The organism is Pleionea sediminis, from assembly GCF_007570825.1.
Lineage (GTDB): Bacteria > Pseudomonadota > Gammaproteobacteria > Enterobacterales > Kangiellaceae > Pleionea > Pleionea sediminis.
The window spans coordinates 1-24,415 of the sequence record NZ_SUNB01000007.1; the positions used below are offsets into that span (position 1 = coordinate 1).

Annotated in this window: 26 protein-coding genes; 21 read left to right on the forward strand and 5 right to left on the reverse strand. The window is 40.7% G+C overall.

Annotation, left to right across the window (positions count from 1 at the left end; translation table 11 throughout):
• From FAX86_RS22320 to FAX86_RS19010, 9 genes are all read left to right on the forward strand, one after another.
• A partial coding sequence (locus FAX86_RS22320; protein WP_205859262.1) for a hypothetical protein occupies window positions 1-1,774 on the forward strand: 1,774 nt, incomplete at its 5' end.
• A gap of 28 nt (window positions 1,775-1,802) precedes the next feature.
• On the forward strand, window positions 1,803-2,183 hold the full coding sequence (locus tag FAX86_RS18975; RefSeq protein WP_144395069.1) for a hypothetical protein: 381 nt from the start codon (window positions 1,803-1,805) through the stop codon (window positions 2,181-2,183).
• Between the two features lie 17 nt (window positions 2,184-2,200).
• Window positions 2,201-4,606 (forward strand): hypothetical protein, encoded by a 2,406-nt coding sequence (locus FAX86_RS18980; RefSeq protein WP_144395070.1) that lies wholly within the window; start codon window positions 2,201-2,203, stop codon window positions 4,604-4,606.
• A gap of 324 nt (window positions 4,607-4,930) precedes the next feature.
• Window positions 4,931-5,416 carry a hypothetical protein gene (locus FAX86_RS18985; protein ID WP_144395071.1) on the forward strand — a complete coding sequence of 162 codons (486 nt, stop codon included), beginning with the start codon at window positions 4,931-4,933 and terminating at the stop codon, window positions 5,414-5,416.
• Window positions 5,417-5,516: 100 nt separating this feature from the next.
• Window positions 5,517-5,894 carry a hypothetical protein gene (locus FAX86_RS18990; RefSeq protein ID WP_144395072.1) on the forward strand — a complete coding sequence of 126 codons (378 nt, stop codon included), beginning with the start codon at window positions 5,517-5,519 and terminating at the stop codon, window positions 5,892-5,894.
• 92 nt (window positions 5,895-5,986) lie between these two features.
• The gene (locus FAX86_RS18995; protein ID WP_144395073.1) at window positions 5,987-6,613 is read left to right on the forward strand and encodes a hypothetical protein; all 627 of its coding nucleotides are present in this window, start codon (window positions 5,987-5,989) and stop codon (window positions 6,611-6,613) included.
• A 63-nt stretch (window positions 6,614-6,676) separates the two neighbouring features.
• A complete protein-coding gene (locus FAX86_RS19000; RefSeq protein ID WP_144395074.1) occupies window positions 6,677-8,020 on the forward strand; it encodes a tetratricopeptide repeat protein in 1,344 nt (447 codons plus the stop codon).
• A 77-nt stretch (window positions 8,021-8,097) separates the two neighbouring features.
• On the forward strand, window positions 8,098-8,394 hold the full coding sequence (locus tag FAX86_RS19005) for a hypothetical protein (RefSeq protein ID WP_144395075.1): 297 nt from the start codon (window positions 8,098-8,100) through the stop codon (window positions 8,392-8,394).
• 170 nt (window positions 8,395-8,564) lie between these two features.
• The gene (locus FAX86_RS19010; protein ID WP_144395076.1) at window positions 8,565-8,783 is read left to right on the forward strand and encodes a DUF6316 family protein; all 219 of its coding nucleotides are present in this window, start codon (window positions 8,565-8,567) and stop codon (window positions 8,781-8,783) included.
• Window positions 8,784-8,958: 175 nt separating this feature from the next.
• Here FAX86_RS19010 and FAX86_RS19015 read toward each other — a convergent pair whose 3' ends face one another.
• Entirely contained in the window at window positions 8,959-10,242 is a 1,284-nt protein-coding gene (locus FAX86_RS19015) for a hypothetical protein (protein ID WP_144395077.1), read from the reverse strand.
• Window positions 10,243-10,561: 319 nt separating this feature from the next.
• Between FAX86_RS19015 and FAX86_RS19020 the strand changes: the two genes are divergently transcribed.
• The 7 genes from FAX86_RS19020 (at window position 10,562) to FAX86_RS19050 (ending at window position 14,792) form a co-directional block, all read left to right on the forward strand.
• Window positions 10,562-10,990, forward strand: a complete 429-nt coding sequence (locus FAX86_RS19020; protein WP_144395078.1) for a hypothetical protein — start codon at window positions 10,562-10,564, stop codon at window positions 10,988-10,990.
• Between the two features lie 167 nt (window positions 10,991-11,157).
• On the forward strand, window positions 11,158-11,709 hold the full coding sequence (locus FAX86_RS19025) for a hypothetical protein (protein WP_144395079.1): 552 nt from the start codon (window positions 11,158-11,160) through the stop codon (window positions 11,707-11,709).
• 683 nt (window positions 11,710-12,392) lie between these two features.
• Window positions 12,393-12,701: a hypothetical protein gene (locus FAX86_RS19030; RefSeq protein WP_144395080.1), complete on the forward strand. Its 309-nt coding sequence runs from the start codon at window positions 12,393-12,395 to the stop codon at window positions 12,699-12,701.
• Window positions 12,702-12,987: 286 nt separating this feature from the next.
• Entirely contained in the window at window positions 12,988-13,326 is a 339-nt protein-coding gene (locus FAX86_RS19035; RefSeq protein WP_144395081.1) for a hypothetical protein, read from the forward strand.
• A gap of 361 nt (window positions 13,327-13,687) precedes the next feature.
• Window positions 13,688-13,882 carry a hypothetical protein gene (locus FAX86_RS19040; protein WP_144395082.1) on the forward strand — a complete coding sequence of 65 codons (195 nt, stop codon included), beginning with the start codon at window positions 13,688-13,690 and terminating at the stop codon, window positions 13,880-13,882.
• Window positions 13,883-13,891: 9 nt separating this feature from the next.
• Window positions 13,892-14,371, forward strand: a complete 480-nt coding sequence (locus FAX86_RS19045; protein ID WP_144395083.1) for a hypothetical protein — start codon at window positions 13,892-13,894, stop codon at window positions 14,369-14,371.
• A gap of 46 nt (window positions 14,372-14,417) precedes the next feature.
• Window positions 14,418-14,792 (forward strand): hypothetical protein, encoded by a 375-nt coding sequence (locus tag FAX86_RS19050; protein ID WP_144395084.1) that lies wholly within the window; start codon window positions 14,418-14,420, stop codon window positions 14,790-14,792.
• Between the two features lie 2 nt (window positions 14,793-14,794).
• Here the strand turns inward: FAX86_RS19050 and FAX86_RS19055 are convergent, their stop codons facing one another.
• Window positions 14,795-15,199, reverse strand: a complete 405-nt coding sequence (locus tag FAX86_RS19055) for a group I truncated hemoglobin (protein ID WP_144395085.1) — start codon at window positions 15,197-15,199, stop codon at window positions 14,795-14,797.
• A gap of 182 nt (window positions 15,200-15,381) precedes the next feature.
• Here FAX86_RS19055 and FAX86_RS19060 point away from each other — a divergent pair, with 182 nt between their 5' ends.
• On the forward strand, window positions 15,382-15,936 hold the full coding sequence (locus tag FAX86_RS19060; protein ID WP_144395086.1) for a SprT-like domain-containing protein: 555 nt from the start codon (window positions 15,382-15,384) through the stop codon (window positions 15,934-15,936).
• 111 nt (window positions 15,937-16,047) lie between these two features.
• Window positions 16,048-16,290, forward strand: a complete 243-nt coding sequence (locus FAX86_RS19065; RefSeq protein WP_144395087.1) for a glutathione S-transferase N-terminal domain-containing protein — start codon at window positions 16,048-16,050, stop codon at window positions 16,288-16,290.
• 48 nt (window positions 16,291-16,338) lie between these two features.
• On the opposite strand, the gene FAX86_RS19070 is transcribed toward FAX86_RS19065, so the two are convergent.
• Window positions 16,339-17,811 carry an FMN-binding glutamate synthase family protein gene (locus tag FAX86_RS19070; RefSeq protein ID WP_144395088.1) on the reverse strand — a complete coding sequence of 491 codons (1,473 nt, stop codon included), beginning with the start codon at window positions 17,809-17,811 and terminating at the stop codon, window positions 16,339-16,341.
• Between the two features lie 15 nt (window positions 17,812-17,826).
• Window positions 17,827-19,326 (reverse strand): B12-binding domain-containing radical SAM protein, encoded by a 1,500-nt coding sequence (locus FAX86_RS19075; protein WP_144395089.1) that lies wholly within the window; start codon window positions 19,324-19,326, stop codon window positions 17,827-17,829.
• 232 nt (window positions 19,327-19,558) lie between these two features.
• Between FAX86_RS19075 and FAX86_RS19080 the strand changes: the two genes are divergently transcribed.
• Both FAX86_RS19080 and FAX86_RS19085 read left to right on the forward strand, forming a co-directional pair.
• Window positions 19,559-20,893 carry a KamA family radical SAM protein gene (locus tag FAX86_RS19080; protein ID WP_144395090.1) on the forward strand — a complete coding sequence of 445 codons (1,335 nt, stop codon included), beginning with the start codon at window positions 19,559-19,561 and terminating at the stop codon, window positions 20,891-20,893.
• A 182-nt stretch (window positions 20,894-21,075) separates the two neighbouring features.
• On the forward strand, window positions 21,076-21,507 hold the full coding sequence (locus FAX86_RS19085) for an Hsp20 family protein (protein WP_144395091.1): 432 nt from the start codon (window positions 21,076-21,078) through the stop codon (window positions 21,505-21,507).
• 134 nt (window positions 21,508-21,641) lie between these two features.
• Here FAX86_RS19085 and FAX86_RS19090 read toward each other — a convergent pair whose 3' ends face one another.
• Window positions 21,642-22,655 (reverse strand): LysR substrate-binding domain-containing protein, encoded by a 1,014-nt coding sequence (locus tag FAX86_RS19090; RefSeq protein WP_144395092.1) that lies wholly within the window; start codon window positions 22,653-22,655, stop codon window positions 21,642-21,644.
• Between the two features lie 714 nt (window positions 22,656-23,369).
• Here FAX86_RS19090 and cysK point away from each other — a divergent pair.
• Entirely contained in the window at window positions 23,370-24,332 is a 963-nt protein-coding gene (gene cysK / locus FAX86_RS19095) for a cysteine synthase A (protein ID WP_144395093.1), read from the forward strand.
• Window positions 24,333-24,415: the final 83 nt, after the last annotated feature.

Sequence of the window (24,415 nt, forward strand, 5' to 3'; positions counted from 1 at the left end):
GATGAGTGAATGGAGTTACGCCGCCAGTACCGTGAACATTTCGTCGGATAAAATGGCCGACATTTTTAAAGACGTGAATGAAAAGATTGGTGACTTTGCCGCGACCGGGGGAGGCCCTGCGGCCAATGCCATTAAGCAGCTGAATTTGAATGTGGATGAGCTGATTAAGCTCTCGCCTGAAAAGCAGCTGTTAAAAATAGCCGAAGGATTAGAAAGCGTTGGCTCGCAAGCGGAGAAATCCTTTTATCTGGAAGAGCTCGGAAACGATGCGACCTATTTGTTACCGCTGCTCGATAACGGCGCAGAAAAACTAAAATCCTTACAAGAAGAAGCGCGCGCCTTTGGTGTGTCCATTTCGGAACTCGATGCGGCGAAAATGAAAGCGGCGGAGCGTTCGCTTGAACGCGTCGGTGCACTCTGGCAAGGCTTTGGTAATCAACTGACCACCCAAGTGTCTCCGATTTTAGAAGTCATTGGTGAGCGCATAGTTCATACGGCGAACGATTCCGATGTGATGGGTGATACGGTGCGCAAAGCCTTTTATGTCGGCGCTCGCGGTGTCGGTATTTTTGCCGATGGTTTGCACGGCATTAATATTTTACTCAAAGGCGCAAAGGCGGGCGCGAATATTTTATCGCTTGGCATGGCCGAGCTTGCGGTTGGAGCGACGGAAGCTGCGGCCACGGTATTTAATGCCATCATGCAAGGCATTACCAAACCTCTTCGCTGGACGCTTGAACAGCTCGCTGAATTGCCCGGGCGAGTAGGAGAAGAAGCCGGAGCGGCGCTTAAAAAAGTTCAACATTTTTCTGAAGACTTTCAAGCCAAAGTTCCGGCGTCCCTTGAAATGTTTCGAGATGCGCAAGCGGCCGCGCTTCAAGAAACCACCAACCAACTTCAAACCTTATTGGCGCAAGACTTACCGTCGAAAGTCATTACGGAAAACATCGAATCCATCATGACGGAAGCGGATGAGAAAATCCGTGCAAAGATTTTGGAAATTCGTGAATCGGAGAAAGTCGAAACGGGTTCGACGGGACCCAAAACCGATGAGCAAGAAGCCGGACGTTTTCAATCGAAACTCGAACGGATGCAAGAGCAGTGGCTCACCGAAGAAGAGTTATTGCTGCAAAAGTACGAGCGGGATCAGATGTTATTGGATCAAGCGCTCGATAAAAACTTTATCAGCGAGTGGCAGTACTTTGATCGCAAAGAAAAGCTCACCAAAGACTACGGTAAACGCCAAGAAAAACTGGAAGCGAATTTAAATCAACAGCGCATTCAAAACACCATGCAGTTTGCGAGCAGTGCGCTGCAACTGGTGTCTTCGTTTGCGGGCGAGTCGTTTGGTTTAACAAAAACACTCGGTATTGCCGAAAGTATTATTTCTATCACAGGCGGTGTCGCCAAAGCGCTCAATAACCCCTACCCCGCGAACTTAGGTTTTGCCGCGCAAGTGGCAGCGCAAGGGGCAACCTTAGTCTCCAAAATCAAAGGCACGAATTTGGGAAGTAGCGGAAGTTCGGTGTCACTGGGTGGCAGTGCGCCTGCCGCCCCCAGTGTTAATGCGCCTGAACGCCAGTACACGCAACTGGGCGGCTTTGAAACGCAGCAGCAAAACGTCGCGCCGGTGTATAACTTTCATTTTGAAAACTTTAACGCCCTTGATCCGATTGCCGATGCCGAGCGCTTTGCCCAAGTCGTTCGAGAAAACGACATTATTTTAGTCGACCCCAATTCGCGGAATGGACAAGAGCTTCGCGAAGCGGTTTAACGACAACGCACTTTAAAGAGACTTCTTAATGATCACAATCAATTACACACCGCTTCGAGAAATTGTCGGTGGCCCCGGTGTTGTTGCTGGAGCGGGTGAAGTGTTCGATTACGCGCCCAAGTTTTTTGGTAAACAGTTTGAATCACTCGATGGCACGATGGTGTCGACCTTGCATCGTTATGAAACGGGTTACGCACTGCAAATCGAAGCGCAAGACGCTACGCAAATTAAAAAATGGCGTGAGTTTGCGGCAAGCTGTACCAACGGTGAAACGTTTTCGTTTGATGCGCGAAATATTCCTGACGGTCCCGACTCGGTTATTACCTGCCGCCTGGTGAAAAACTCTTACAAAGAATCGCGGTTTGGGGCGTATTTAAGTCCGTCCTTTAAAGTCATTCGAGTGAGTTAATTTCTTTAAGGAAAATCATGTCTGAAATTTTTCTCAATGAAGTGCGCTCGAACTCGCAGTCGATTGCGACCGTTATTAAGTTTGATTTTACCGAGCCCTTATTTATCACAACGCATGTTACGAGTGGCTTGCCAAACACGACGCTTCAAGGCTCTCTCATTCCGAATACCTCTGTTTCGCAAAAATTAAATTCGGATGAGTCGCGTGCGGAAATTGGCTCGATAAGTTTTACTGTTTTGGATTTAGGATTAAGCACTGAATTGAAAGCGCGGTTTGATAATAACGAAGGGTTAAAGCGGGTGCCGGTTGAGGTTTATCGCGGCAAAGTCGGCACCGACTTTGCTGACTTTCTGCTGATTCAAACGCAACTGATTGATAACTCCATTTCGATGGGTGATGGTCGTTATCGGTTTCAATGTTCCGACATTCAGCGCAGCGCTAAAAAACAGATTTTTGATGTGGCGGAAACCACGATAACGCAATCGGTGTTACCGAGTGATGACGTGATGTCGGTTGTCTCAACCGAAGGCTTTGAGTTTTGTGAGCACACGTCAAGCTTTGGCGATGCACCGAATGAAACGGTGCTCTATTTAAAACTCAAAAACGGCGATGATTTTGAAATCGTAAGAGTGACCGGAAAAACGGAGAATCAATTTACGGGCATTACGCGCGGGTTGTTTTACACCACGCCACTGACCTTTGAGTTTGATGACAGCGGTGAGGAAGACGACCAAATTACGGTAATGGAATACGTGTATTTAGAAATGCCCATGCCCGCGATGGTGTATGCGCTCTTAACGGGTGACATTATCGGCGGCGGCTCTCTGCCTGAACGTTGGCATTTAGGCATTGAGGAGCGTTGGGTGAATCGTGACTCGTTTGAAAACGTCGGTGAAGATTGGTTTGATCCGAATAATTATTTACTCGGTTTGATTTATCGTTTTCAGGATTTGGAAAAAACCGAAGGGAAAAGTTTTATTGAGCGGCAGCTGTTACGGATGATTGCGTATTTACCGATTGGTGCCGAAGGTGCGTTATCCTTAAAACGTCTATCGCGGGTGATTGCGCAAACCGATTACACGCAAACCTTAAATGCCTCGAACATCATTCGTTATTCCGATTTAAGGTATCAATTATCGAAGGTGAAAAACCTCATCGACATTCAATGGAATTTTGTGTCCATTCCAAATCAGGCCGAAGGCTATTCCCGGCAGTCAATACTCCTGTCGGAAACGAGTCGTGAGTTTAATCGTGGTTACGATACCTTATCGATAAAACTCAAAGGGCTTCATAACTCGCGGCAAACGACCTCAACCCTGCGACAACTCTTAGCGGCATTTCGGGACAGGTATTCGTTTCCACCGTTTGAATTGGATTTGGATTTACTGCCAACGGTGTTTGGTTTGCAAGTGGGGGAAACGGTGCGTGTGGACTTGCCAACCATCACTGACCCGACCACCGATGCCCCGCTGAATCGTGTGTTTGAAGTTCAACAAGTGAAAACGAATCTTATCGATGGGCGCGTCAGTGTAAAGCTTTTTGCTTCCTCAAGAGCGCTTGAAGAAGCGCCCGACGATGGTTCGGACTCAACACTCCCCGACAGTTGGTACAGCGAACAAGGCACCGATGCGAGTACGCTTTTGAGTATCGACAGTGATGGATTTTTAACTTTAGACGGAACCCTCACCGGGAACCCCGACACGCGCACTTGGTACTTTGTGCTGGGGGATTTAACGGTGCCGAATGGTCGCACCTTAACGATTGAAAACAATGTGGGTTTGGCGGTGATGGGCTATTTTCAGAATGATGGTTTGGTGCGTGCGAAAAGTACCGAAGGAAATTCGAACTTTATCGGAACCACCATTGGCGGCGCGCAAGTCACCTATCGGATTGCCGATGGTCAGCCGGTTATTGATTATGGCAGTCGGCCGCAGATGAATGGTCTCAACGATACCTTGCCGGATTTAACCATTCAGAATAATTCGGGAACCTTATCGGGCATTCCAGAAGACATGCGTGGGACGGTTGGCGCTCAAGGCGGGCGCGCTTGGAATCGTCAAACGAATGCGTTTGTTGATGGCGGGCTTGGCGGATTCGGTGGAGGTTCTTTGGTTTTAGTATCACGAGGTTCGGGTGTCGGTGTTTCCGGCCTTTATGATTTATCGGGTGAGGGAGGCGCGCAGGGCGTTGATGCGTCTCCGATTTCTGCCGGTTCTGGGGGCGGGGGCGCGCCAGGATCGCTCGTTATTTTAATCGATGGTAATACGAATAATTACCCGGTGCTCAACGGTAAAGTCGTTGCGCAATTTGGATTGAGTCCAACACCCAATCTAGTGAATGATTTTGGGCAAGGCAAAGCCTTCGGCGTGATTGATTTAGGGATGAATAATGCTCGGGTGGTTTATGTGCCTGTCAGCACGTAAAAAGCTGCGATAGTACTGGGTCAATTCGCACTTGCTTATGTGAGACAGTAAATTTTTCTTTCATACTAAGTTTAGCGGTCCGTACTTTTTCGGTAGTGATTTTCAAAATTCTGTAAGTCTTTGATTTAAATATTTTAATTTTCGGTTAAGGAATGAGCTAGGATATTATAACGCGCAGCGGTCCGCTTTTTGTCCTTCAAAAGAGAGTTGTGAATTGTTTATAGGCCTGTTGTGGCAACGGTTTCAGTTAGATGTGTTAAAATGAACTTAATTTATTAAACGGTTCTTAGGGTCCGTTTAACCCAATGTTAAGCGAAAAAGAAGATGCAACGAGCAGAGGAAATAGAAGTATCCAAAATTGGAGATATTGTGAGTGCAATATTCTCTGAGCCCGCTGTTGCCTATCAGGATTACTCGGACTTTGATTCTGAGTTGAAGCAATATAAAACTGAAGAAGCCTTGTTACGCGGTATTAGCAGTGCAATTGATGGCAATGCTCACTCTGCGAATTTTTCGATATATTACCCGGAGGCAAAAGGCTACTTTTTCTCAGAAAGGAAGTCACTTAATCCCGCAAAGTGCAACGGAGCAACTTTTCGCTATGTGGCGAGCGGATGGGGTCTAATCCAATTGCAAATCGATTTAAAAAACAAACTTAAACCAGCGGTAAGTGTTTCAGTTAATTCACAAAAGCGTGCTGAGGCATGGTTTCAAACTTACCCAGAATTTAAAGAGCCTTCCCTCTGGGAATGGAAGTATGTAGAGAAACAGGCAAGGCGTATCATTCGGGTCCTGAAACAATGCGCTTAACAAGCGGCTGTACCGGACAAATTTTCGCTGTCACCTTTTTTGCGTGGCAAAAAAGCCGCCATCAAAAATTTGCTCGGTGAGCCGGGCGTTAGGAGTACAGATGAACCTGGCTGAAGTGTTGATAAAAGCTAGTGATAATGAGCTGGAATTCGAAACAGCAATTTCGTGGGCCTCTGAGCAAGGATATAGCCTGGTTGAGTTTGTGAATGATTTCGCTATTGAATTGGCGAGAGGGTATCGTGATTCAAAATATGATTACGAGTTTTGTGACGGCGCAGCAAATTGGTTGTCTGCTTTTATGACAGAAAAGAAGTTTTTGGAATCAAATTGCAACACGATTCCTTCACCGGCATGGGATATATATTTGGCCTTTGATGAGGGTGAATATCAACACAGAGGTGACGCTGATGACGTTGTTCCTCATGAGAAATATACAATGCCTAGAATATTGGAAATATTAAACAGTGAAAACTCCTAACAAAGTACGGCTGCAAGACCTCCGCACAAAGTGCTCCGGCATCAGCGTACGACGTTAGGCGGTCGCACCAGAGTTCAACGTAAGGTAGCTTTATGGGTACATATGTACATTATTCTCTAGGGCAAAAGGATGGTATAGAGAGTATTGTCTTTGAGAATCTCCATAATTTAATTAAGTGCATGGATAATTGTCGAATCAAATACCCAGAAGACTATAACGAGTCTATTTATAGAATGGCGTGCCATATGAACAAGCATGGCCCTTCATCTCTCAGCGTTGATTCTAGCGAAGAGGCTGCGCTTATTGATAGGGTTGTAGACGAATTGATTATGTATGAAGAGTTGAGTTCAGTCACGGGTGTTGAATATTCATTATTTGAAAAGATTGATACCTCAATGATGAAATTATTCAGATATGCCGACAGTTTAAAGACAGTGCTGCCCGATAGCTCGAATCATGCTCAAAGAATCTATAATACGCTCCTATTTGATGGAATGTCGATCGCAAAGTGTAGCGGTCATAAATATGAGTCTGATGATGGTGTATATAAGATCTCCTGGGTTCTACCGAGTGAAATTGAAGATCTAATAAAGGATCTAGCACCTATTACCAGAATAAAAGAGTGGGAAAATGAGCAAGAGAGTGGTGTCTTTTATCTATATGATGCTTTGTGTAAAGCAGGGAGAAAAGGCAGCGCATTGGTGGTTGAAATTGCATAACAATCGCTTCAAAGGTGACGCCTGGCGGCGCACTTTAAGCGGGCGTTATAACTAGGAGCACTCATGGTTCGAGCCTTAAGCTTAATGTTCATATTATTTCTTAGTGTTGGTTCACATGCGTTTGATGTCGAAGCCTTCAAAAATGGAATGTCGAAACAGGGGGGGGTATACAATGATTTTACCTCTCAAAAAGAGATCACGATTCTGTTTACAGAGGGCAGAGTAAGTGAATCCAATAAACGACTTAAGGCCTTAATCCCTGATTCTAAAAAAACCATATATGATTATTTCATACTGGGAAATATGCTATTTCAAAGCGATTTTGATGCAAGTTACAAACTCATGCTCGAGGCGGAGAAAAAAGAACCAGAAAATCCTTATGTGATGTTTGAAAGAGGGATTCACGAGCATAGATTAGGTAACTACTCTTTGGCTCTTGCATATTATGAAAAATTTCGTGAGAGTAACATTTTCAATGACAATCCCATTGTAAGTGCATATATGACGCATGCATACCTGCTGACTGATCAAGCCGAAAAGGCTTTTTCGTCATGGGAAGAAGCGGACTTTGGTAGGAATCATACATCAATAGAAAAAGCCATGTATCCAATCTTCTCTGATCAGAATCAGGAGAAAAGGCGGGAATTGCTGATATCGGAAATCAAAGCAGGAGAAAAGCTTAAATTATGTGATTTGTATCAACTAGACTCAGAATGGGAGATCGACTGGTGGAATTATCGGCCGAAGAAAGAATATCTAAAGTACGATGTCGATCTGGCATCAGAAATACTAGAAAATGACTCCTTGAATGAGAAATACTTTAGCCTATGCAGCTCAAATGAAAATATAGATGATCAAGCGTATGTTGAGCGGCTACGCGAGATAGGGCTGTTTAAGAAAAATGCTAGATTGCCTGAATCTTCTACTTTGATTTACGAAGTATTAAAGAAGCTTATCTCGTCAAAGTCGATGAAGCCGGCAGAGTTTCTTGAGAGATATGAAGGGCAACTAGTCAAATTTACGAAACGTCACCCCGCTGATAGAAAGTATTTTGATGTTTTGGCGTTCCTGTATGCGAATGTTGGCGATCAAGAAAAACTCAAAGAAATTGATCGTTACGGATGGAAAGAACTAAAAATTGAGAAGTATGCCTTGAGCTTTCTTGCTGGGATAGAACCTCAGTCAGCGGAGTTCAAGACATTTTTACTTGAGGCGTTAAAAGACTTTCCTTTAAATGCATCATTAAACCAATATCGCCTAGCTATTGAAGTAAAAAATAAAGAAGAGGCTTTATTAAAATTCGTAGCGTCCCAGTTCGCAAACGTAAAGAATAATTGGTCAGGGCCATATAGGCTAAATGATTATATGGCAAGTCTGAGGTATGAGCTTGATAGGCTGGAAAAGTAGTTATAACAAGGCGCTGCTGTCGGACGAATTTTCCGCTACGCTCCAAATTTGCCGCAGAGCGCGGCGTTAAGTGCTATATGGAAATCAACCACGTCTTAAGTGTTGAAGTATTACGGGATGGAGGTTCGCTTGTTGTGAGCTTTCAGTCAGATGACTCCTGTGAATACTGGTTAATGTTTCCGATAGAAAGTTTTGACTTGAAGAGTCCAGTATTTAAAGAACCTGTTTTAGTGAATAGAACAACAAGTATTGAAGTCGGTTTAAGTTACAACAGTGCACAGGCATGGCTAAATCGACTTGCTACTTTTATAGTTGAACCTGAACAAAAAAAAGTATTAAGCAAGATGCAAGGTATTGTAAATGAAAACACTTAAATAGATGCTGACAAAAACGCTCTGCTTAAGGAATTGTAATGTATTTTTTCCAGTTAAAATTTACTATCCTTATTGAGATATCACTTACAAAGTCATCCGTTAATCTCGTTAACGATCAACTAGCTTATCAATTAAGATCACTCGTGTAACTTGAAGCAAGGAAGTAGGTTATGCGTAAAACGGATTTTCAGAATAGATCATTCAGACGGACGTCTCGATATATACAAAAAGGAAGGTACTGGTATTTCAAAACACGAGAGGGAGATCTTTTAGGTCCTTTCGAAGATATTCAAACATTGCTAAAGATGGAATGGGATTATATTTCGCTTATGGACCAGCATGTTAACTCAACAATTTACCACCAAGCCTTAACTGCTGGATTACCTTAGCGGAAACAGAATAATGTTGCCTAAAATATGTTGTTTTTTGGGGTATATTTTGGGGAAAATGAAAAAGGGTTAACAGCCATTAACTATTAACCCTTTGGTATGTGGCGCGCCCGGAGAGATTCGAACTCCCGACCAATTGGTTCGAAGCCAACTACTCTGATTAGCTAAATATTCTTTAATGTTTATTCTTGTTTTGAATATTCTCTTTTGTAACTTGTAGTGTAATATTTTCGTTTGTGCCACTCATTGTTAGAATAGTTGCAGGAATAATAGTTAACTGCACAGAAATTCCTTTTAAATCTGCAATAGCGGCCCATTGGTCATGAAAATAGGCCATATCGTTAATATAAGGGGCCTTACCTAAATCTTTCATGAGGCCTGATGTTTCGTAAAATGAAATATAAGGCGGGTTAGCTTGATTTGTTGCAAGGCCAGTGTGTGAATTCCCTTTGCCCATTTTACTAATATCGAGGTTACCATTATCCAATTTGGGATAGTTGTTTTTTACATCTTCGGATTCTTTTAAAAGCGGCTCTTTTGTCGGTGCTTTGCCTTCGATCCCAGAATTTGTCATTTCTCGATATACGTGCCTAGCTACACTAACAGTCACACCTTTAAAAAATGCATCGCGAATTGCAGCTTCGTCTCCACCGCTTACGGCTACTGCTGCTCCACTAATTGCCGCATTAGCGAGAGCTTTCCTGAATAGATAGTCACTTGTATTTGGCATCGTATTAACTATGTTCATTGAGTGAGCAGTTAAACCTGCAGTGACACCAGACTTTAGTGCCAAGTTGAGATCTCCTGTTGTTTCATAAGTTAGCCAAGCCGAATAAGCCGCAGCTCCTTCTGGTCCACCATAAACAGATGCAATCGCTGTCCCTGCGTAGTTTACTAGGTCCGATTGCATCGCTGCATTTGCAAGGTTGTCGCTGCTATGACGTAGAGGATCTGTAGCGACATGCCAAATGGCATCTACAATCTTTCCTTCTCTTACGCGTTTTTCAGCATCAGAAAGAGTATCTCCCCATTTATTTACTGAGCTTTCAACAAAGTTACCCGTTGCTAAAGCTAAATCATTAATATTAATGCCAGCACGTTTGATTTCTTCAACTGTATCTCTAAAAGCTTTATTTCTGCACACAACAAGATTATTGTGTGGCTTAAGTTCGACTATGTATTGAGCAGTCTGCTTTCTTTTCTTAGCTTCTTTTGTAACAGTATCAACACGGTTTTTTACTTCTTTCTTAACAGCATCTCGGCGTTTTTCAGCTTCTTTCAAAATGCCATTAACACGGTTTTCTGCTTCTTTCTTAACAGCATCTCGGCGTTTTTCAGCTTCTTTTCCAGCAATACAAAGACCACAGCTTGCTAAATGATTATTACTGTAAACGATATTACTAGTGATAAATAAGCAAGTCAGGACACCTATCAAAAGAGACTTTGTCTTTTCAGGCATTACGTTATTCCTCTTATTTTTAGTGACTATCCTGTTGATTAAGTTTAAATATAGGTTAAGTGGTCGAAGATTAGAATTATTCTCTGGGCTTAATAGAAAACTATTTCTAGTAGTGGGCAGTTGAGCTAAAGGTTTCTAAGTTACTACTTTGGTTTCTGAATATTTATTTTCAAAAGTATTTAAAGTATTGAAAAACAAAAGGGTGTTTTTAGAAGGCGTATTCGGAAAATGGCTTCTAACCAATAGATTTCATTCAACTTTGATTCTGACTTAAAATCCCTGTCTTTTTTCAGGTATTCTTTTTATTCCGGTGAGAAACATGATAACTCTATTGGCACGACTAATATTTGTTGTTTTTCTTTTTCAATCGGCAGCATCTTATGCCGTTGTCAAAGAGGGACAACCATGTATTAAGCCGGAGAATAGAACTCATCAGTGTAAGATCGAGTATGTATCCATTTATCGATTGATTGCCAATGGAAAGGATTTTGATAACAAACTCGTAAATGTTTCTGGCTATTTAAAAATAGTAGATCGCGAGGTTTCTCTTTATGTTAGCGAAAATGATGCTAAGCATGGGCTTTATATGAATTCTCTTCATGCATCATTTGATGGAATACATCTTAGTGACTTACAAAAATATAACGGGAAATTTGTATTTCTTGAAGGCACATTTATAAATGGTTGGACAGATTCAAGCAGTGGGACAGTCGATAAAGTATACTTGCTAAGTAGCCTACGAAAGTAGATTCAAACAATTAACGGTATACTTATCACATAGCGTTAGCTGTTCGATAGCCTCTATGGAAACAGATTAATTCTGCCTAAAATTCTGAGTTTTTGGGGAATATTTGGTCTTTACGGAAATTGCAAAAAGAGATATTGTGTGCGCCTTTTTATCTTTGTGGAAGTAGTATGTTAAAGCACAAGTTGTTGATTGTAGTCTTATCTTTATCCATCTTAATGGCATGTTCTGGCGGCGGTTCAGATTCAAAGGAAGTTATTTCAGAAGAAAAGGCTTGGGAAGATATCGTCGGTATTTGGCATTACACTAATACGGATGGTTCGATTAAGGAACGTGTATTTCTGGCTATTGAGAAGGGTGAAGCCGCAAAATTGGCATTTAATACAATTTACAGTTGTTATGAAAGATTTGATTATCCTTTAGATCATGAGCTCAATCGAACATTCGCTATGGAGTTTCGCTTTATAGACTACGAGAATTACTTAGGTGCATTGGATTATGTTGACTATGATAGTAGCGCTTTCATAGCGGAGGTTGAGTGGCCAGAATTTGGAGTGTTAGCTTTGGATATAGGTGAGGTATGGTCCGAGGATACGGAGTTGTATTGGAGGTCAGAAGGTTTTGAAATAAATGGCGATTTCTATGAGTACAAAGAGAAGACTGTCAGCACTTATGTGAAGAGCAGCCACTTAACCACTGTTACACTTCCTGGTTGCAGATAAGGGCTCTAAGTCTTTTGGGTGAAAAAGTAACGTTAAATTATTGAATTGCAATTGGAGTATATTTGGCTTCAAACCAATTGATTTCATTTAGCTATGATTCTGACTTAAAATCCCTCGCTGATTCAGGGGATGATTTGGTTCAGCTGTGACAAATTTGTGACAAATGGAGTACTTTTTTATTCCGGTGCATTCCAAAGTCGGTTTTAACTACTTTACTGTAATTTATTGAAAAATAAGTATTATTACGGAAAGAGAAGGATTCAACTCAGCTTCGAAAAGCTTGCTCAGAGCGTTCGAATCCCTCTCTCACCGCCAGTTGATAAAAAGCCCGGCTTCTGTGCTGGGCTTTTTGCTTTTCTTTAAGGCGAAAGAGTTAGAGCCGCATTAATACAGCTCAAGAATTGAGCAAGTAATGACAGTCGATACCGACTTAACAAGCTAAAGACTTATTCTCAAATTAAATGCTATCCGATGCATTTCTCTCATCAAATTCGCCGACATCAATAATTTATAAATGTTCTATATTGAAACCTTTGTGACTTACTCTGTTTGGGGCCGATGAGAATGAACTGTGCTCGTAGAATGAATGGATTCGATTTACATAGTTTGGAATTATTCCGGGGCAAACCTAAGCTAGTTCTGAAAAATGGTTTATCTAACCGTCACTTCTCAGGGGGGACGCTATGTTGAGTGGGCAGGCATTAGTAATGCCTCAAAAACAATCCTTATTGGGAGCACTTATTGTTGCTAGTCTGGCTTTTCTTGGGTCCCAGTCTTCAGCAATCACCGGCTATGCACTTGCACTGCTAACGATAGTCGTAATTGTTGTTGCGACTCATATGAGTTCAATCTGGGCTACGCAAGCGAAAAAGGAAAGCCCAATAGTATTTTCATTATTTTGGGGATTAATAATAGGGTTAATCGTTCCATTTTTAATTACTTCTTTTTTGGACGGTGGAGTGTCTGCTTTGTATGAAATTTTCGCATCTTAACCAAAAATGACTTTAGGATTAAAAACGATGAAAGCTCTGATTTCCTCATATTTTAAGTTCTACAAATAAAGTTGCGGTCGGTTTTATATTTATTACACTGAAGGAATAGGCTCGAGCTTTAGAAAAATGGCTTTCCAGTTGTTACAACTGGAGTAAGTTTTTTATCAAATAGTGAGTTGACACTTATTTTTTGTTGTAAAGATCGTTTTTATAAAGCGTGTCTGTATTTTAAGCTCGATGTCGGTCTCTGAAGATTGATGAATTATTGGAACTCGAGAGTCGTATTATGAAAAGTTCACTACCTCTATCCGAGGACAAAAAGTTAGCGGTAACATTTCGAGTTGAGCCAGGTTGCTTGGGTCCTCAAGGTAAAAGCTTTATCGACGACTTTTGTGCATTTGCTCAAAAGAATGTACAGACACTCGACTCTGACTATGTCATTTGGAATATCGTACCGAGAAACGACAAAACATTACCTGAGATTGAGTATTATGTTCTAGGGAAGAGAATGAACCATGAACAAGCAGAAAAATATTTAAGTCTTTTTAGTAAAAGCTTAGATGAGTTTGAAGGGCACTTGGATGATAAGTTGGCTAACTTAATTGAAGAGTTTGCATCCTATTAGAACGCTCATAGAGAGAAATAATATTATTCACATCATTGAAAGAAATATCATCGAAAATATAAAGCTATCTTACTTGCCATCTAGACTTCTAATTTTAGTAATCTCAAATAGAAATCCACTAAAAAAGTATGATGAATTGGTTCTCAAATAGCCGAAAAAGTGCATCTCATCTATCAAAATAAATGGATAATTATTTCTCAATTTGTAATAAATGCTTGTGTAACTGCTTGTTATAAAATAAAAAGTTAGCAGTTAAGTTATTTGGTTTCGATCAACGACAGGGCAGTTACGCAAGAGCAATTTGTTCTTGAACGATTTTTAGCGTTTATAAAATTAAAAAAGCTTTCATCGGAGAATTGTTATGGATTTATTTGCGTTTATCTTGACGTTTTTTTTGAACAGCTCGAACCCGGATAGTGTTCACAATTGTGTCGACCAAACTGCTGAGTCGGAGTGTAAGCCTACGTTGGTTGGTGGAAATGGTGGAACAACACCACCTGACAACCCTGAAGGTGATAAAGGCGAAGGTGAAGAAGAAGACACATTGAGTTATTAAGTAGGATTAATGACAGAATTAGTATTAGATAATTTTCGGTTTATATTGCTGGCGTTAATGGCGCTGGCTATTTTTGTGAATCGCCGATTAACGTCTTTACTTTTGTTGTCCTTAATCATATTTCTGTCCCATGTTGTTTATTTTGTAATGTTTGATTACATCTGGGACTGGGGAAATGCGAAAGTTACTTGGAACTTGTGGTGGGTAGCTCTCGAATTTCCTGTATTTACGGTTATTTATTTAAAGTTTAATTCTCGCTATTCGTGCGATGAAGACTTACAGATTTTGTATTTGAGTCTGGCTTATATGTTATTTAATTTTATTCAAGCCATCGATTGGAATTATTTCGATGGCGGAACCATGGCGAAAATTATGACTTATTCAATGCCGACGATTAATTTGCTTACCGTCATGGTTTTATTTAAGCGATTTATTTTCGAACGGTTTGATCGATTGGCCAGTTTTGTTAAACGATCGAAAGCTGTTTAAAACTAAGGAATACATCTAAGCGTCTACAGCGAAGGAGTAAAGAGTTATGTCACTGTCACCTGATGTTGCAATTCTTATTATGTCCGTAATTATTTCACTTTGCAGTGGAATATTGATACATTCGTTCGTATCGCGCTATAAGCAGCGTAAGCTGAATCGAGAGTTTGCTGCTTTCCATATCAAAAACTTGCGCAAAGGTAAGTACGACGATGAAATTATTTCTCACGCTTTAGCGGAAGAAATAGTTGAAATTATTGAGAAACAAAATTCAGGAGAAGGTAATCTCGACCAATTGGTTATGGAAAAAGAAGAGGTACTGAACGAATTATATGAACACATTGTTCATTGCTGGGAAGAAAAAGAGCGGCTTAAACAAAGACGCATCAGTATGAAGTCACAATTTGTCGATGTAGCATCTTAGTTTTAGTTCTGAGGATGTTTGACATCATTAGATGATGAATTACGATTGAGTATATCGTCGCGATATGATTCACATAATTCGATGAATTCTTCGATAAGCTCTGCTGGGACTTCTAATTCGGTTAGAGTGTCACGCATATAGTCAATAAATAAGTCAACATGATAGTCACCGAGACCATCGTCCACTAAAGTCGAGTGAGCTTCTCTGAGATCTTTCGGTGTGGTTTGCACCGGTCCGCCCATAATATTGGTAAAAAAATTCCGTAGCTTATCTTTTTGCTCGTTAATTGAAATATGTTGGAAGTAAGGAATCAAATCCTTGTTTTTGAGCAGTTTATCATAAAACCGATTAACGGCAGCTTCGACGGCGGCTTCGCCTCCCATCCTGATAAAAAGGGTTTTGTTCATTTGCACTCAGACAAAAGATAGCTTTTATTGAATAAATATAATTTAATTCTCCACTTACTGCCATATCAAACCGATATATTGTAGTTTAAAGAATGAACAGCTTAGTCATTGTATGCATTGGAATATTTTGCCTTGAAATGGGATAATCAAAGTCGCGGAAGTTATGAGATAGGTAGGATGATGTGACTGGGTTGAATAAGCAATGTACCTCGAATAGTTGGAAATCTATTGAAGAAAGTTTTCGTACATTGCAAGGTCGTTTTCCTCAGCTTAAGACATGGCGACTCGGGCAAGATAATGCCAAACGGCGTGCTGGAGCCTGTTTTCCTTCGAGAAAATTATTAACATTAAGTCGTCATCATCTCAAGTTAAATTCTCATGAGGTGATCATGGATACTTTTTTACATGAAGTGGCGCATGCTGTAGCTTGGGAGCTTTACCGAGAAAATGGGCATGGTTCGCATTGGAAGCGTATTGTCAGTGACTTAGGCGGAGTTCCTAAAGCGCGCGGTCACTTTAAAACTCCGCAAGCTGCATGGTATATAGTCTATTATGACCAAACTAATCAAACATTAATGAAAGTCGCAGAACGACATCGTAAAAATCGACGTATAAAGTCTTTAATGGTGCGCGGTCGTCCTGAATCATTGGGCCAACTTTATTATATTTGCAGTAACGAATATCAGCTGTGGAATGATGGACACAAAAACATTAGCCAAGTTCGTCTGGAGCAGTAAACGCTGATTTCGATTTTTAAAGTGGTTGAAATAGAGCGAATGGTTTTTAATGCTATTACCAGAAATGCTCGATTTTAATCTTTGATCGTTATTTTTAGAGAAGTATTAATTATGAAATCTTTTGAATTATTTTATTTTCCATCTTGTCCTTTTTGTCAGTTAGTTCTTAGTGAACTACCTAACATGAAAGTTGAGGTTATTTTAAAAAATATTATGGAAAATACGGACTTTAGAAATGAGCTCATGGCTGGAGGAGGTAAAACTCAAGTTCCTTGTTTAAAAATAATCGACAACGGCAATGAGCAGTGGCTCTATGAGAGTCGAGATATTGTGGATTATTTAGGCCAGCAATGAACTTATCGGCCTTTAATGATTTTTAATTTCATAAAAGGCCTATTTCATTCACAATTCTTTGACTGGTATCGAATAGCCATTTTGTTGAACCACTCGTATGTGTGAATGATTCAATTTGCGCGGATCGGAAACGCCACAAGAATGGGCAATCATTCCAACGTCATGTTCGATTGCATGGTGATAATTAGCGACCCTTTCAGCTTTGTTCATTGGAACTAATCCTTTTTGAAGCTTTTTATCGTGCGTTGTTACGCCTGTCGGACATGTATTTTTATTACATTGCATTGCTTGAATACATCCAAGCGCAAACATAAATCCACGACCCGATACAACAAAGTCAGCGCCAACGCAAAGCGCCCAGGCAACGCGAGAAGGTGTGATTAACTTGCCTGAAACAATCACTTTAATGCGTTGCCGTAGCTTGTATTCTTCTAATGCATTGACGACCCAGGGCAAACTCTCTTTGATGGTTAATCCCATATAATCCATTAAGGGTTGAGGAGCTGCACCGGTTCCTCCGTCGGCACTGTCGATGGTAATAAAGTCGGGTGCAGATGCTTCACCTTGTTCTCTGATGCGTTCGAATAATTGCAGTAACCAAAGTGCATCGCCAATGACGGCTTTGAATCCGACGGGCTTACCGGTAACGCGACGTATATGATTGATAAATTCGAGCAATTGTTCGGGAGATTTGATTTCTGGATGACCATTGGGTGATATTGAGGCTTGACCGACGGGAATCCCACGAATTTCTGAAATTTCTTCGGTAACTTTATGAGCCGGTAGGATGCCACCTTTCCCTGGTTTTGCCCCTTGACTGAGCTTTACTTCAAACATTTTTATTTGATCAAGTTGCGCTAGTTTTTTTAGTTTCTCATCACTTAACTTTCCATGTTCGTCACGTACGCCATATTTGGCTGTTCCTATTTGCATTACCAAATCGCAACCGCCCTCAAGGTGATATTGAGACAGTCCACCTTCGCCAGTATTTAACCAACAGCCTGCTTTCGCTGCACCTTTGGATAACGCTTGAATGGCTGGCTTCGATAATGCACCGAAACTCATACCTGAAATATTAAAAAATGATTTTGCGTGATAGGGTGTAGAACACCCTTCACCAATGACAAGCGGATCGGCTACGGTTATATCTTCTTCCAAAGTCGGAAAAGCAGAATTCATAAATAGCACAGTGCCTGGCTCCGTTAAGTCTCGGGTAGAGCCAAACGCTATGGTGCGGTTAACGTCTTTCGCCGCACGATAAACCCAACTGCGTTCTGCGCGATTAAATGGTAATTCTTCTCGATCCATAGCAAAGAAATACTGACGAAAAAACTCACCCAGATGTTCAAACCAATAGCGAAATCGGCCAATAACGGGATAATTTCTACGAATGGTATGTTGCTTTTGTTTTACATCAATGATGTAAATAATAATTACAACAAGGACACCAAGCCCGAGTAATATAGTGAACAAAAGTGACATATAAATAAAAGACTGGTAAGCGATACTGTCGAGCGTCATAATTTGTCCTATTTGTTATCCTGCATGTCGCAATTGACGTACTGAACGTTTCTTTTGACTGTTATCTGTTTTGTTAAGCGGAGTTTTTTCTAAGCGACCTTTGAGTTTCGTTTTTTCATAATCAAGATAAAGCTGTATTTTATAGGCCTCTATATCAACATCAGGAAACAATTCATCGACATTGAGTAATATTCCAAACAGTTTTTTCAAGTTAATTTGGTGAGTTTGCTGTGTTATAGAAAATAACCAGTCGGTCAGTGCGGTGAATCTTTCAAATGGTGATTGTTCAATTAACAACGGAAGGCTGTGTTTAAATCGTCCCGAATTACCGATCATATCCCAATAGCGAGCAAAACGATTGACTCTTTGCATCGTTGCGAAATCAACTGTAGACGTACTTAGAATATTATATGGCGGTAATGGATTAAATGTCAGATCAAATTCTTGAGTATGACGTATGATCGGACTGCCTTTTAGGCGCTTTAGTATTCCTAACTGAATTTCATGTGGAGCACATTGATACAGAGTATTAAAGCTTTCAGCAAACGACTCATATGTTTCGCTAGGAAGCCCAAATATTAAGTCCGCGTGAATATGTGCATGGGTATTGTTTTTTAACCAACGCAAATTTTCTTTTGACTTGTCATTATTTTGTTTCCGACTAATCAAACTTTGCACTTCTGGTTTAAAGGTTTGTATACCGATTTCAAACTGCAAACTGCCTTCCGGGAACTCTTTAAGTTTTTCTTTAAGTTTATCGGGCAGATGATCGGGAATGACTTCAAAATGTAGAAACAGTTCGTGTTCAATTTTCTCAAGGAAAAAGTCGAGTATTTTTAATGTTGTGGCAATTTTCAGATTGAATGTACGATCCACAAATTTGAAATGGCGTGCGCCGCGTTGGAATAGTTGATCCATTTGATTAAGAAATGATTCTAACTCAAATGGGTAACTGGTTTTATCCAATGCTGAAAGACAAAATTCACATTTAAAAGGGCAGCCACGGGAGGCTTCAACGTAGATGAGTCGATGTGCCAGATCTTCATTCGTATAATACTCGTAAGGAAATTCTAACTCTTTCAAATCAATGGGCTTTGATTTAATCAATTTGTTGATTGGCGCTCGTGAATCCAGAATGCTTTTACACAACTCGTAAAAACTAATGTCTGCAGCTCCGGTAACAATGTAGTCAACTTGTTGGGCGATAGGGTGAACGTCCGACTCGTAACTGACTTCTGGACCACCGAGAATAATCGTTATGTCGGGACGAACAGCTTTGAGCTGAGCAACGACGGCGAAAGTTTCTTCAATATTCCAGATGTAGACGCCAAAACCAACAATTGAAGGATCTTTGTCCAGAATATTTTCAACAATGTCGATCGCGCGGGTTTTGATCGTATATTCTGCGATTTGTGTGCACTGCTTCAGTTCATGCATATTGGCAAATAAATATCTTAAACCAAGATTGGCATGAATATATTTAGCATTTAAAGTCGTTAAAAGTATATTTTTCATTAAAAATCAAATAGATAGAAATACATTGCTAACGTCATGTTACCGTCTATTACTCTTCGATTCTAGCGTAAATTATGCAACTTTCGGGTGCGAAGTTTGAATGTCGTCACAATATTCGTTACGATCTTGCGACTAAATTTCGCGCTATTCTCAATGAAACCGGCTTTCGAAACCGGTTTTTTTGTCTTTAGATTTGAGAATTAATCATTAAAATCAATTAGTTAGGTGGCATATGAATAAAGCGGTTGAGCTGTCGGAGAATTTATATCAAATAGATTTGAACGAAGCCCCAAAGTTAAAAGTATTCACCCAGCGTCAGTTGAACAAAATCCCTCAGTTCATGAAATTGCCGGAAGATGCCCGTAAAGGTGTTGAAGTGGCGGCGTTGGTTTTCCCTTTTCGAGTCAATGAGTACGTAATTAATGAACTGATCGATTGGGACGACTGGCAAAACTGCTCAATCTTCCGATTGACCTTCCCTCAGAAAGAAATGTTGTTGGACGAAGATTTTGCTGAGTTGGAAAAAGCTTACAACGCTGAAGACAAGGCTCTAATCAAAGAGTTGGTGGATCGGATTCGTGAGGGGTTGAATCCTCATCCTGCTGGCCAAATGGAATTGAATGTGCCGACCGTTAACGGTGAGCCTGTTGAAGGTATTCAGCATAAATACCGTGAAACTGTTTTATTCTTTCCAACTCAGGGACAAACCTGCCATTCCTATTGCACCTTTTGTTTTCGTTGGGCTCAATTTGTTGGTGACAAAGATTTAAAATTTGCTTCGAAAGAAGTCGATGAGCTGGTTGGTTACTTAAAAGAGCATCCTGAAGTGACCGATGTATTGTTCACGGGCGGTGATCCAATGGTAATGAAAACCAAAGCTTTGAAAGCTTATTTGGAAGCCATGTTGGATCCTGAGCTCGATCACATTAAAACCATTCGAATTGGAACCAAAGCTTTAACTTTTTGGCCTTATCGTTTTGTATCTGATGACGACTCTGCGGAACTCATTGAAACGTTGGAAAAGGTCGTGCGTTCTGGAAAGCATTTAGCGATCATGGCGCATTATAATCACTGGAAAGAGTTAACCACAGATATAGCAAAAGAAGCGATTCGCAGAATTCGGGCTACTGGCGCTGAAATTCGAAGTCAGGGACCTTTGCTTCGCGGTATTAATGATAATGCTGAAGATTGGGCGACTATGTGGAAGCTACAGGTATCACTGGGAATCATTCCTTACTATATGTTTGTTGAGCGCGATACCGGGGCTCGCCACTATTTTGAGGTGCCATTGGTTGAAGCGTGGACTATTTACCGTGAGGCGCAACAAAAAGTTTCAGGCGTGTGTCGAACCGCTCGTGGACCATCGATGAGTGCTTCACCTGGCAAAGTTGAAGTTCAAGGTGTTGCTGAAGTTAATGGTGAGAAAATTTTTACACTGCGCTTTATTCAAGGCCGTAATCCAGATTGGGTACAACGTCCATTCTTTGCCAAGTACGACGAAAAAGCCGGTTGGCTGGATCATCTTAAACCTGCATTTGGAGAAGAGAAATTTTTCTTTGAAGAGTAGTTGTTATATTCAGCTATTTTAAAAAACGCAGCCAACGGCTGCGTTTTTTTATGAATTAAAAATTTTTTTAAAAGGTCTTGATAGTTCGTAATTCGTCCCTATATATGAGTTACAGGACGCCTGATTAGGGTTCTGTAAAAACATTAATTAATTATTCTTGCTATATACTAGGAGAAAGATTTATGACTACACGATTCAATTTAACACCTTTATTCCGCCAGTCTGTTGGTTTTGATCGTTTTAATGATTTGTTTGAAAATGTGTTCCAAAGAGAGGACACAAATGGCGGGGGTTATCCTCCATATAATATTGAAAAGTCCGGCGAGAACGAATATATCATCACCATGGCTGTTGCTGGATTCACTGAAAATGATTTAGATATTAGCATCAAAAAAGATACTTTAACTGTATCTGGTAAAGTAGCTGATAAAGACGAGTCAGAAGTTCATTATTTATATCGTGGAATTGCGACGAGAGCTTTTGAGCGTCATTTCCGATTGGCCGACCATGTTGAAGTGAAAGATGCTAATTTAGAACATGGTTTACTGAGAATTGAATTGATTCGAGAAATTCCTAAAGAGGAAATGGTAAAGAAAATTACGATTAATTCATAAATTGATATTATTAAAAGTACTTCATACTCATTGTACTTTTTAAAAAACTTAAAAGTTAGTTTAATTGTCAAAAAAGGGCTGATTCATCAGCCCTTTTTTTAGGATAGTCAAACTTCACTTTCCGGTTCTTCCTTTCATGCAGCGTACTGCTTTTTTGCTTTGGGTCGAGCGATTAACTGATAGGGTAACGAGTTTTCATCGATGGAGTGAATTTCTCCGGTTCTTCTGAACTCGGTCACCGCTTTGGAAACCGTATTGCGGTCTAAATGCGGTGCTATCATTTCTATAAAGTCATACATGTAACTTCGAATATACTGTTCTTCTCGAAACCCAACCCATGTTGTGCAAGAGGGGAATATATCGTGCGTACTGATGGCAACAAGATCGTGATCTTGCTCGGGGTCATAAGCCATACTTGCCGCAATACCAATTCCCAAGCCTTTTCGAACATAGGTTTTAATGACGTCAGCATCTCTGGCGGTAATCGCAATGTTGGGAGTAATGCCCGCTTTTGCAAATGTGTCTCTGAAAGATGAACTGCCCGACTGATTTAGCACATAAGTGATCATTGGGTATTCGGCAAGATCCGTTAGTTCAATTTCATCGAGTTTCGTTAAGGGATGATCTTGAGGCATTAAAATAGCTCGATCCCAATGGTAGCAAGGCAACGTTACTGTATCGCTATTTTTGGCCCCAGAACTACTTGCAATGGCAAAATCAATTAGGCCATTTTTCATCATTTCAGAAATTTGCTCACTGGTTCCCTGGTGTAAATTCAGCCGCACATCGGGGTAACGTTTTCGAAACGCCTGGAGAATGTCGGGTAACACGTATCGAGCTTGCGTGTGCGTGGTTCCAATGGATAATGAGCCTTCTTGCTCATTTTGCAATTCGTGGGCGAGTTGCTTGATGTTTTCAACTTCACTCATGATGGTTGCTGCTTTTTCCAAAACAAGATTTCCAGCATAAGTTACACCGTCGAGACTCTTTCCGTTTCTGGAAAATAAGCGAAGCCCAAGTTCTTCTTCAAGTAGTTTGAGTTGTTTACTTACACCAGGTTGCGAAGTGTAAAGTTTTTCAGATGCCGCTGTAATGTTTAAGTCATTTTCAGCGATAGCTAGTAAGTAACGTAGTTGCTGTAATTTCATGTTTTATCTCCCTATTTGTTCACTCAACGGCGGTCTGAAATGAGTTGCTTCCATGTAGAAGAATGAGCAAATGGGGGCGAGGCGTTTAGTTACAGTTTTTACAGTCATCATTATTTCTCCAGTTGTTAATTTAAGTTGTATAGCTTTATTGTGTGACATTGTTGATAAATTGAGCACAAAAAAAGCCGCTTTGCTTGAGGCTTGGCGGCTTTTAGAGATTAATTAATTACTTCAGTGCTTTACTCCCATGGCCACCCAGCCTGTGTGTACATATAAATACACACCGATTTAATTTGGCGTAAGAGAGAGGTCATGGTTGTGAGCATAATTTAACCTTTAGTTGTATACGTTCTTATTCGTTGAAATTGCAACGAAAATTGTGCGCTGCATGATTATGTTATATACGATAAATTTATAACCGTAAACATCAATCTTCTAAATATCTCAAATCGAGCACTGAAAACTTAGATTTGTTTGGATGTGGAGACATCTAAACGTCTATTGTGGTTATTTCAACATGACAGGATCGTATAAGTCAATTTAATTTTTAACCTCCTATAACCAATAGTTATGAGTTAAGACTATCCTTCTATTTCATTTATTGTCATTCAGTGTTTTAACGTTAAGCCTGACAGTACTGACGAACAATCGAGTGAATACCAACGTATAGCGTTTGGATTATTAAAGATATCTTTAAAATTTTTGGAGTCACGAATGATTTACAGCAATATTTTAGAAACCATTGGTCGTACACCGGTGGTTAAAATTAATCGTTTAGCGCCCGGACATGTTGATATGTTCGTTAAAGTGGAATCGTTTAATCCAATGGCGTCGGTAAAAGATCGACTAGCGTTAGCGATAATAGAAGACGCGGAGCGTAAAGGTCAGCTTAGGCCTGGTCAAACAGTTGTTGAAGCGACGTCGGGCAACACGGGGATTGCGTTGGCCATGGTATGTGCTGCAAAAGGGTATCCATTTGTGGCAACAATGGTTGAAACCTTTTCAATTGAGCGTCGTAAATTGATGAAGGCTTTAGGAGCCAAAGTTATTCTCACTCCAGCAGCGGAGAAAGCAACTGGAATGGTGAAAAAAGCAGAACAGCTTGCTAAGCAAAACGACTGGTTTCTGGCGCGGCAATTCGAAAACGAAGCCAACCCTGAGTATCATCGTAATACGACGGCAGCGGAAATTTTACGTGATTTTGCCGGGCATAATTTGGATTATTTTGTGAGTGGTTACGGTACCGGTGGAACCATAACTGGCGTGGGTGAGGTGCTTAAAGTCGCTCGACCGAAAATCAATGTTATTGGAACCGAGCCAACCGGCGCTGCGTTATTGACGGGTAAAGAGTGGCAGCCACATAAAATTCAGGGCTGGACTCCCGACTTTATTCCACAAGTGTTGAATCGAGAAATTATCGACCAAGTAATCCCGGTTGACGATACTTTGGCACGAGATACTTCGTTGGCGTTAGCAAAAGAAGAGGGGATTTTTGTGGGAATTTCAGCGGGAGGTACTTTTGCTGCGGCTCTGAAGGTGGCTGAAGATGCGCCGAAAGGATCATCAATATTAGCCATGTTGCCCGACACAGGAGAACGTTATTTAAGTACTTTTCTATTCGAAGATATTACCGAAGATTCGGATGATGAATGGTTGCACTCAGTGGGTGCATTGTAAAAGACTCATGGAAATTGATGAAGAAAAATCGAGCCGCTTTTTCAGAGCGGCTAATCTTGTTTGGCATTATTTGCAAGGAATGG

Excerpts from the sequence above, each read along its gene's own strand:
- FAX86_RS18975 (WP_144395069.1), top strand. The coding sequence starts at position 1,803 with ATGATCACAATCAATTACACACCGCTTCGAGAAATTGTCGGTGGCCCC.
- FAX86_RS18980 (WP_144395070.1), top strand. The coding sequence starts at position 2,201 with ATGTCTGAAATTTTTCTCAATGAAGTGCGCTCGAACTCGCAGTCGATT.
- FAX86_RS18985 (WP_144395071.1), top strand. The coding sequence starts at position 4,931 with ATGCAACGAGCAGAGGAAATAGAAGTATCCAAAATTGGAGATATTGTG.
- FAX86_RS18990 (WP_144395072.1), top strand. The coding sequence starts at position 5,517 with ATGAACCTGGCTGAAGTGTTGATAAAAGCTAGTGATAATGAGCTGGAA.
- FAX86_RS18995 (WP_144395073.1), top strand. The coding sequence starts at position 5,987 with ATGGGTACATATGTACATTATTCTCTAGGGCAAAAGGATGGTATAGAG.
- FAX86_RS19000 (WP_144395074.1), top strand. The coding sequence starts at position 6,677 with ATGGTTCGAGCCTTAAGCTTAATGTTCATATTATTTCTTAGTGTTGGT.
- FAX86_RS19005 (WP_144395075.1), top strand. The coding sequence starts at position 8,098 with ATGGAAATCAACCACGTCTTAAGTGTTGAAGTATTACGGGATGGAGGT.
- FAX86_RS19010 (WP_144395076.1), top strand. The coding sequence starts at position 8,565 with ATGCGTAAAACGGATTTTCAGAATAGATCATTCAGACGGACGTCTCGA.
- FAX86_RS19015 (WP_144395077.1), bottom strand. The coding sequence starts at position 10,242 with ATGCCTGAAAAGACAAAGTCTCTTTTGATAGGTGTCCTGACTTGCTTA.
- FAX86_RS19020 (WP_144395078.1), top strand. The coding sequence starts at position 10,562 with ATGATAACTCTATTGGCACGACTAATATTTGTTGTTTTTCTTTTTCAA.
- FAX86_RS19025 (WP_144395079.1), top strand. The coding sequence starts at position 11,158 with ATGTTAAAGCACAAGTTGTTGATTGTAGTCTTATCTTTATCCATCTTA.
- FAX86_RS19030 (WP_144395080.1), top strand. The coding sequence starts at position 12,393 with ATGTTGAGTGGGCAGGCATTAGTAATGCCTCAAAAACAATCCTTATTG.
- FAX86_RS19035 (WP_144395081.1), top strand. The coding sequence starts at position 12,988 with ATGAAAAGTTCACTACCTCTATCCGAGGACAAAAAGTTAGCGGTAACA.
- FAX86_RS19040 (WP_144395082.1), top strand. The coding sequence starts at position 13,688 with ATGGATTTATTTGCGTTTATCTTGACGTTTTTTTTGAACAGCTCGAAC.
- FAX86_RS19045 (WP_144395083.1), top strand. The coding sequence starts at position 13,892 with ATGACAGAATTAGTATTAGATAATTTTCGGTTTATATTGCTGGCGTTA.
- FAX86_RS19050 (WP_144395084.1), top strand. The coding sequence starts at position 14,418 with ATGTCACTGTCACCTGATGTTGCAATTCTTATTATGTCCGTAATTATT.
- FAX86_RS19055 (WP_144395085.1), bottom strand. The coding sequence starts at position 15,199 with ATGAACAAAACCCTTTTTATCAGGATGGGAGGCGAAGCCGCCGTCGAA.
- FAX86_RS19065 (WP_144395087.1), top strand. The coding sequence starts at position 16,048 with ATGAAATCTTTTGAATTATTTTATTTTCCATCTTGTCCTTTTTGTCAG.
- FAX86_RS19070 (WP_144395088.1), bottom strand. The coding sequence starts at position 17,811 with ATGACGCTCGACAGTATCGCTTACCAGTCTTTTATTTATATGTCACTT.
- FAX86_RS19075 (WP_144395089.1), bottom strand. The coding sequence starts at position 19,326 with ATGAAAAATATACTTTTAACGACTTTAAATGCTAAATATATTCATGCC.
- FAX86_RS19080 (WP_144395090.1), top strand. The coding sequence starts at position 19,559 with ATGAATAAAGCGGTTGAGCTGTCGGAGAATTTATATCAAATAGATTTG.
- FAX86_RS19085 (WP_144395091.1), top strand. The coding sequence starts at position 21,076 with ATGACTACACGATTCAATTTAACACCTTTATTCCGCCAGTCTGTTGGT.
- FAX86_RS19090 (WP_144395092.1), bottom strand. The coding sequence starts at position 22,655 with ATGAAATTACAGCAACTACGTTACTTACTAGCTATCGCTGAAAATGAC.
- cysK (WP_144395093.1), top strand. The coding sequence starts at position 23,370 with ATGATTTACAGCAATATTTTAGAAACCATTGGTCGTACACCGGTGGTT.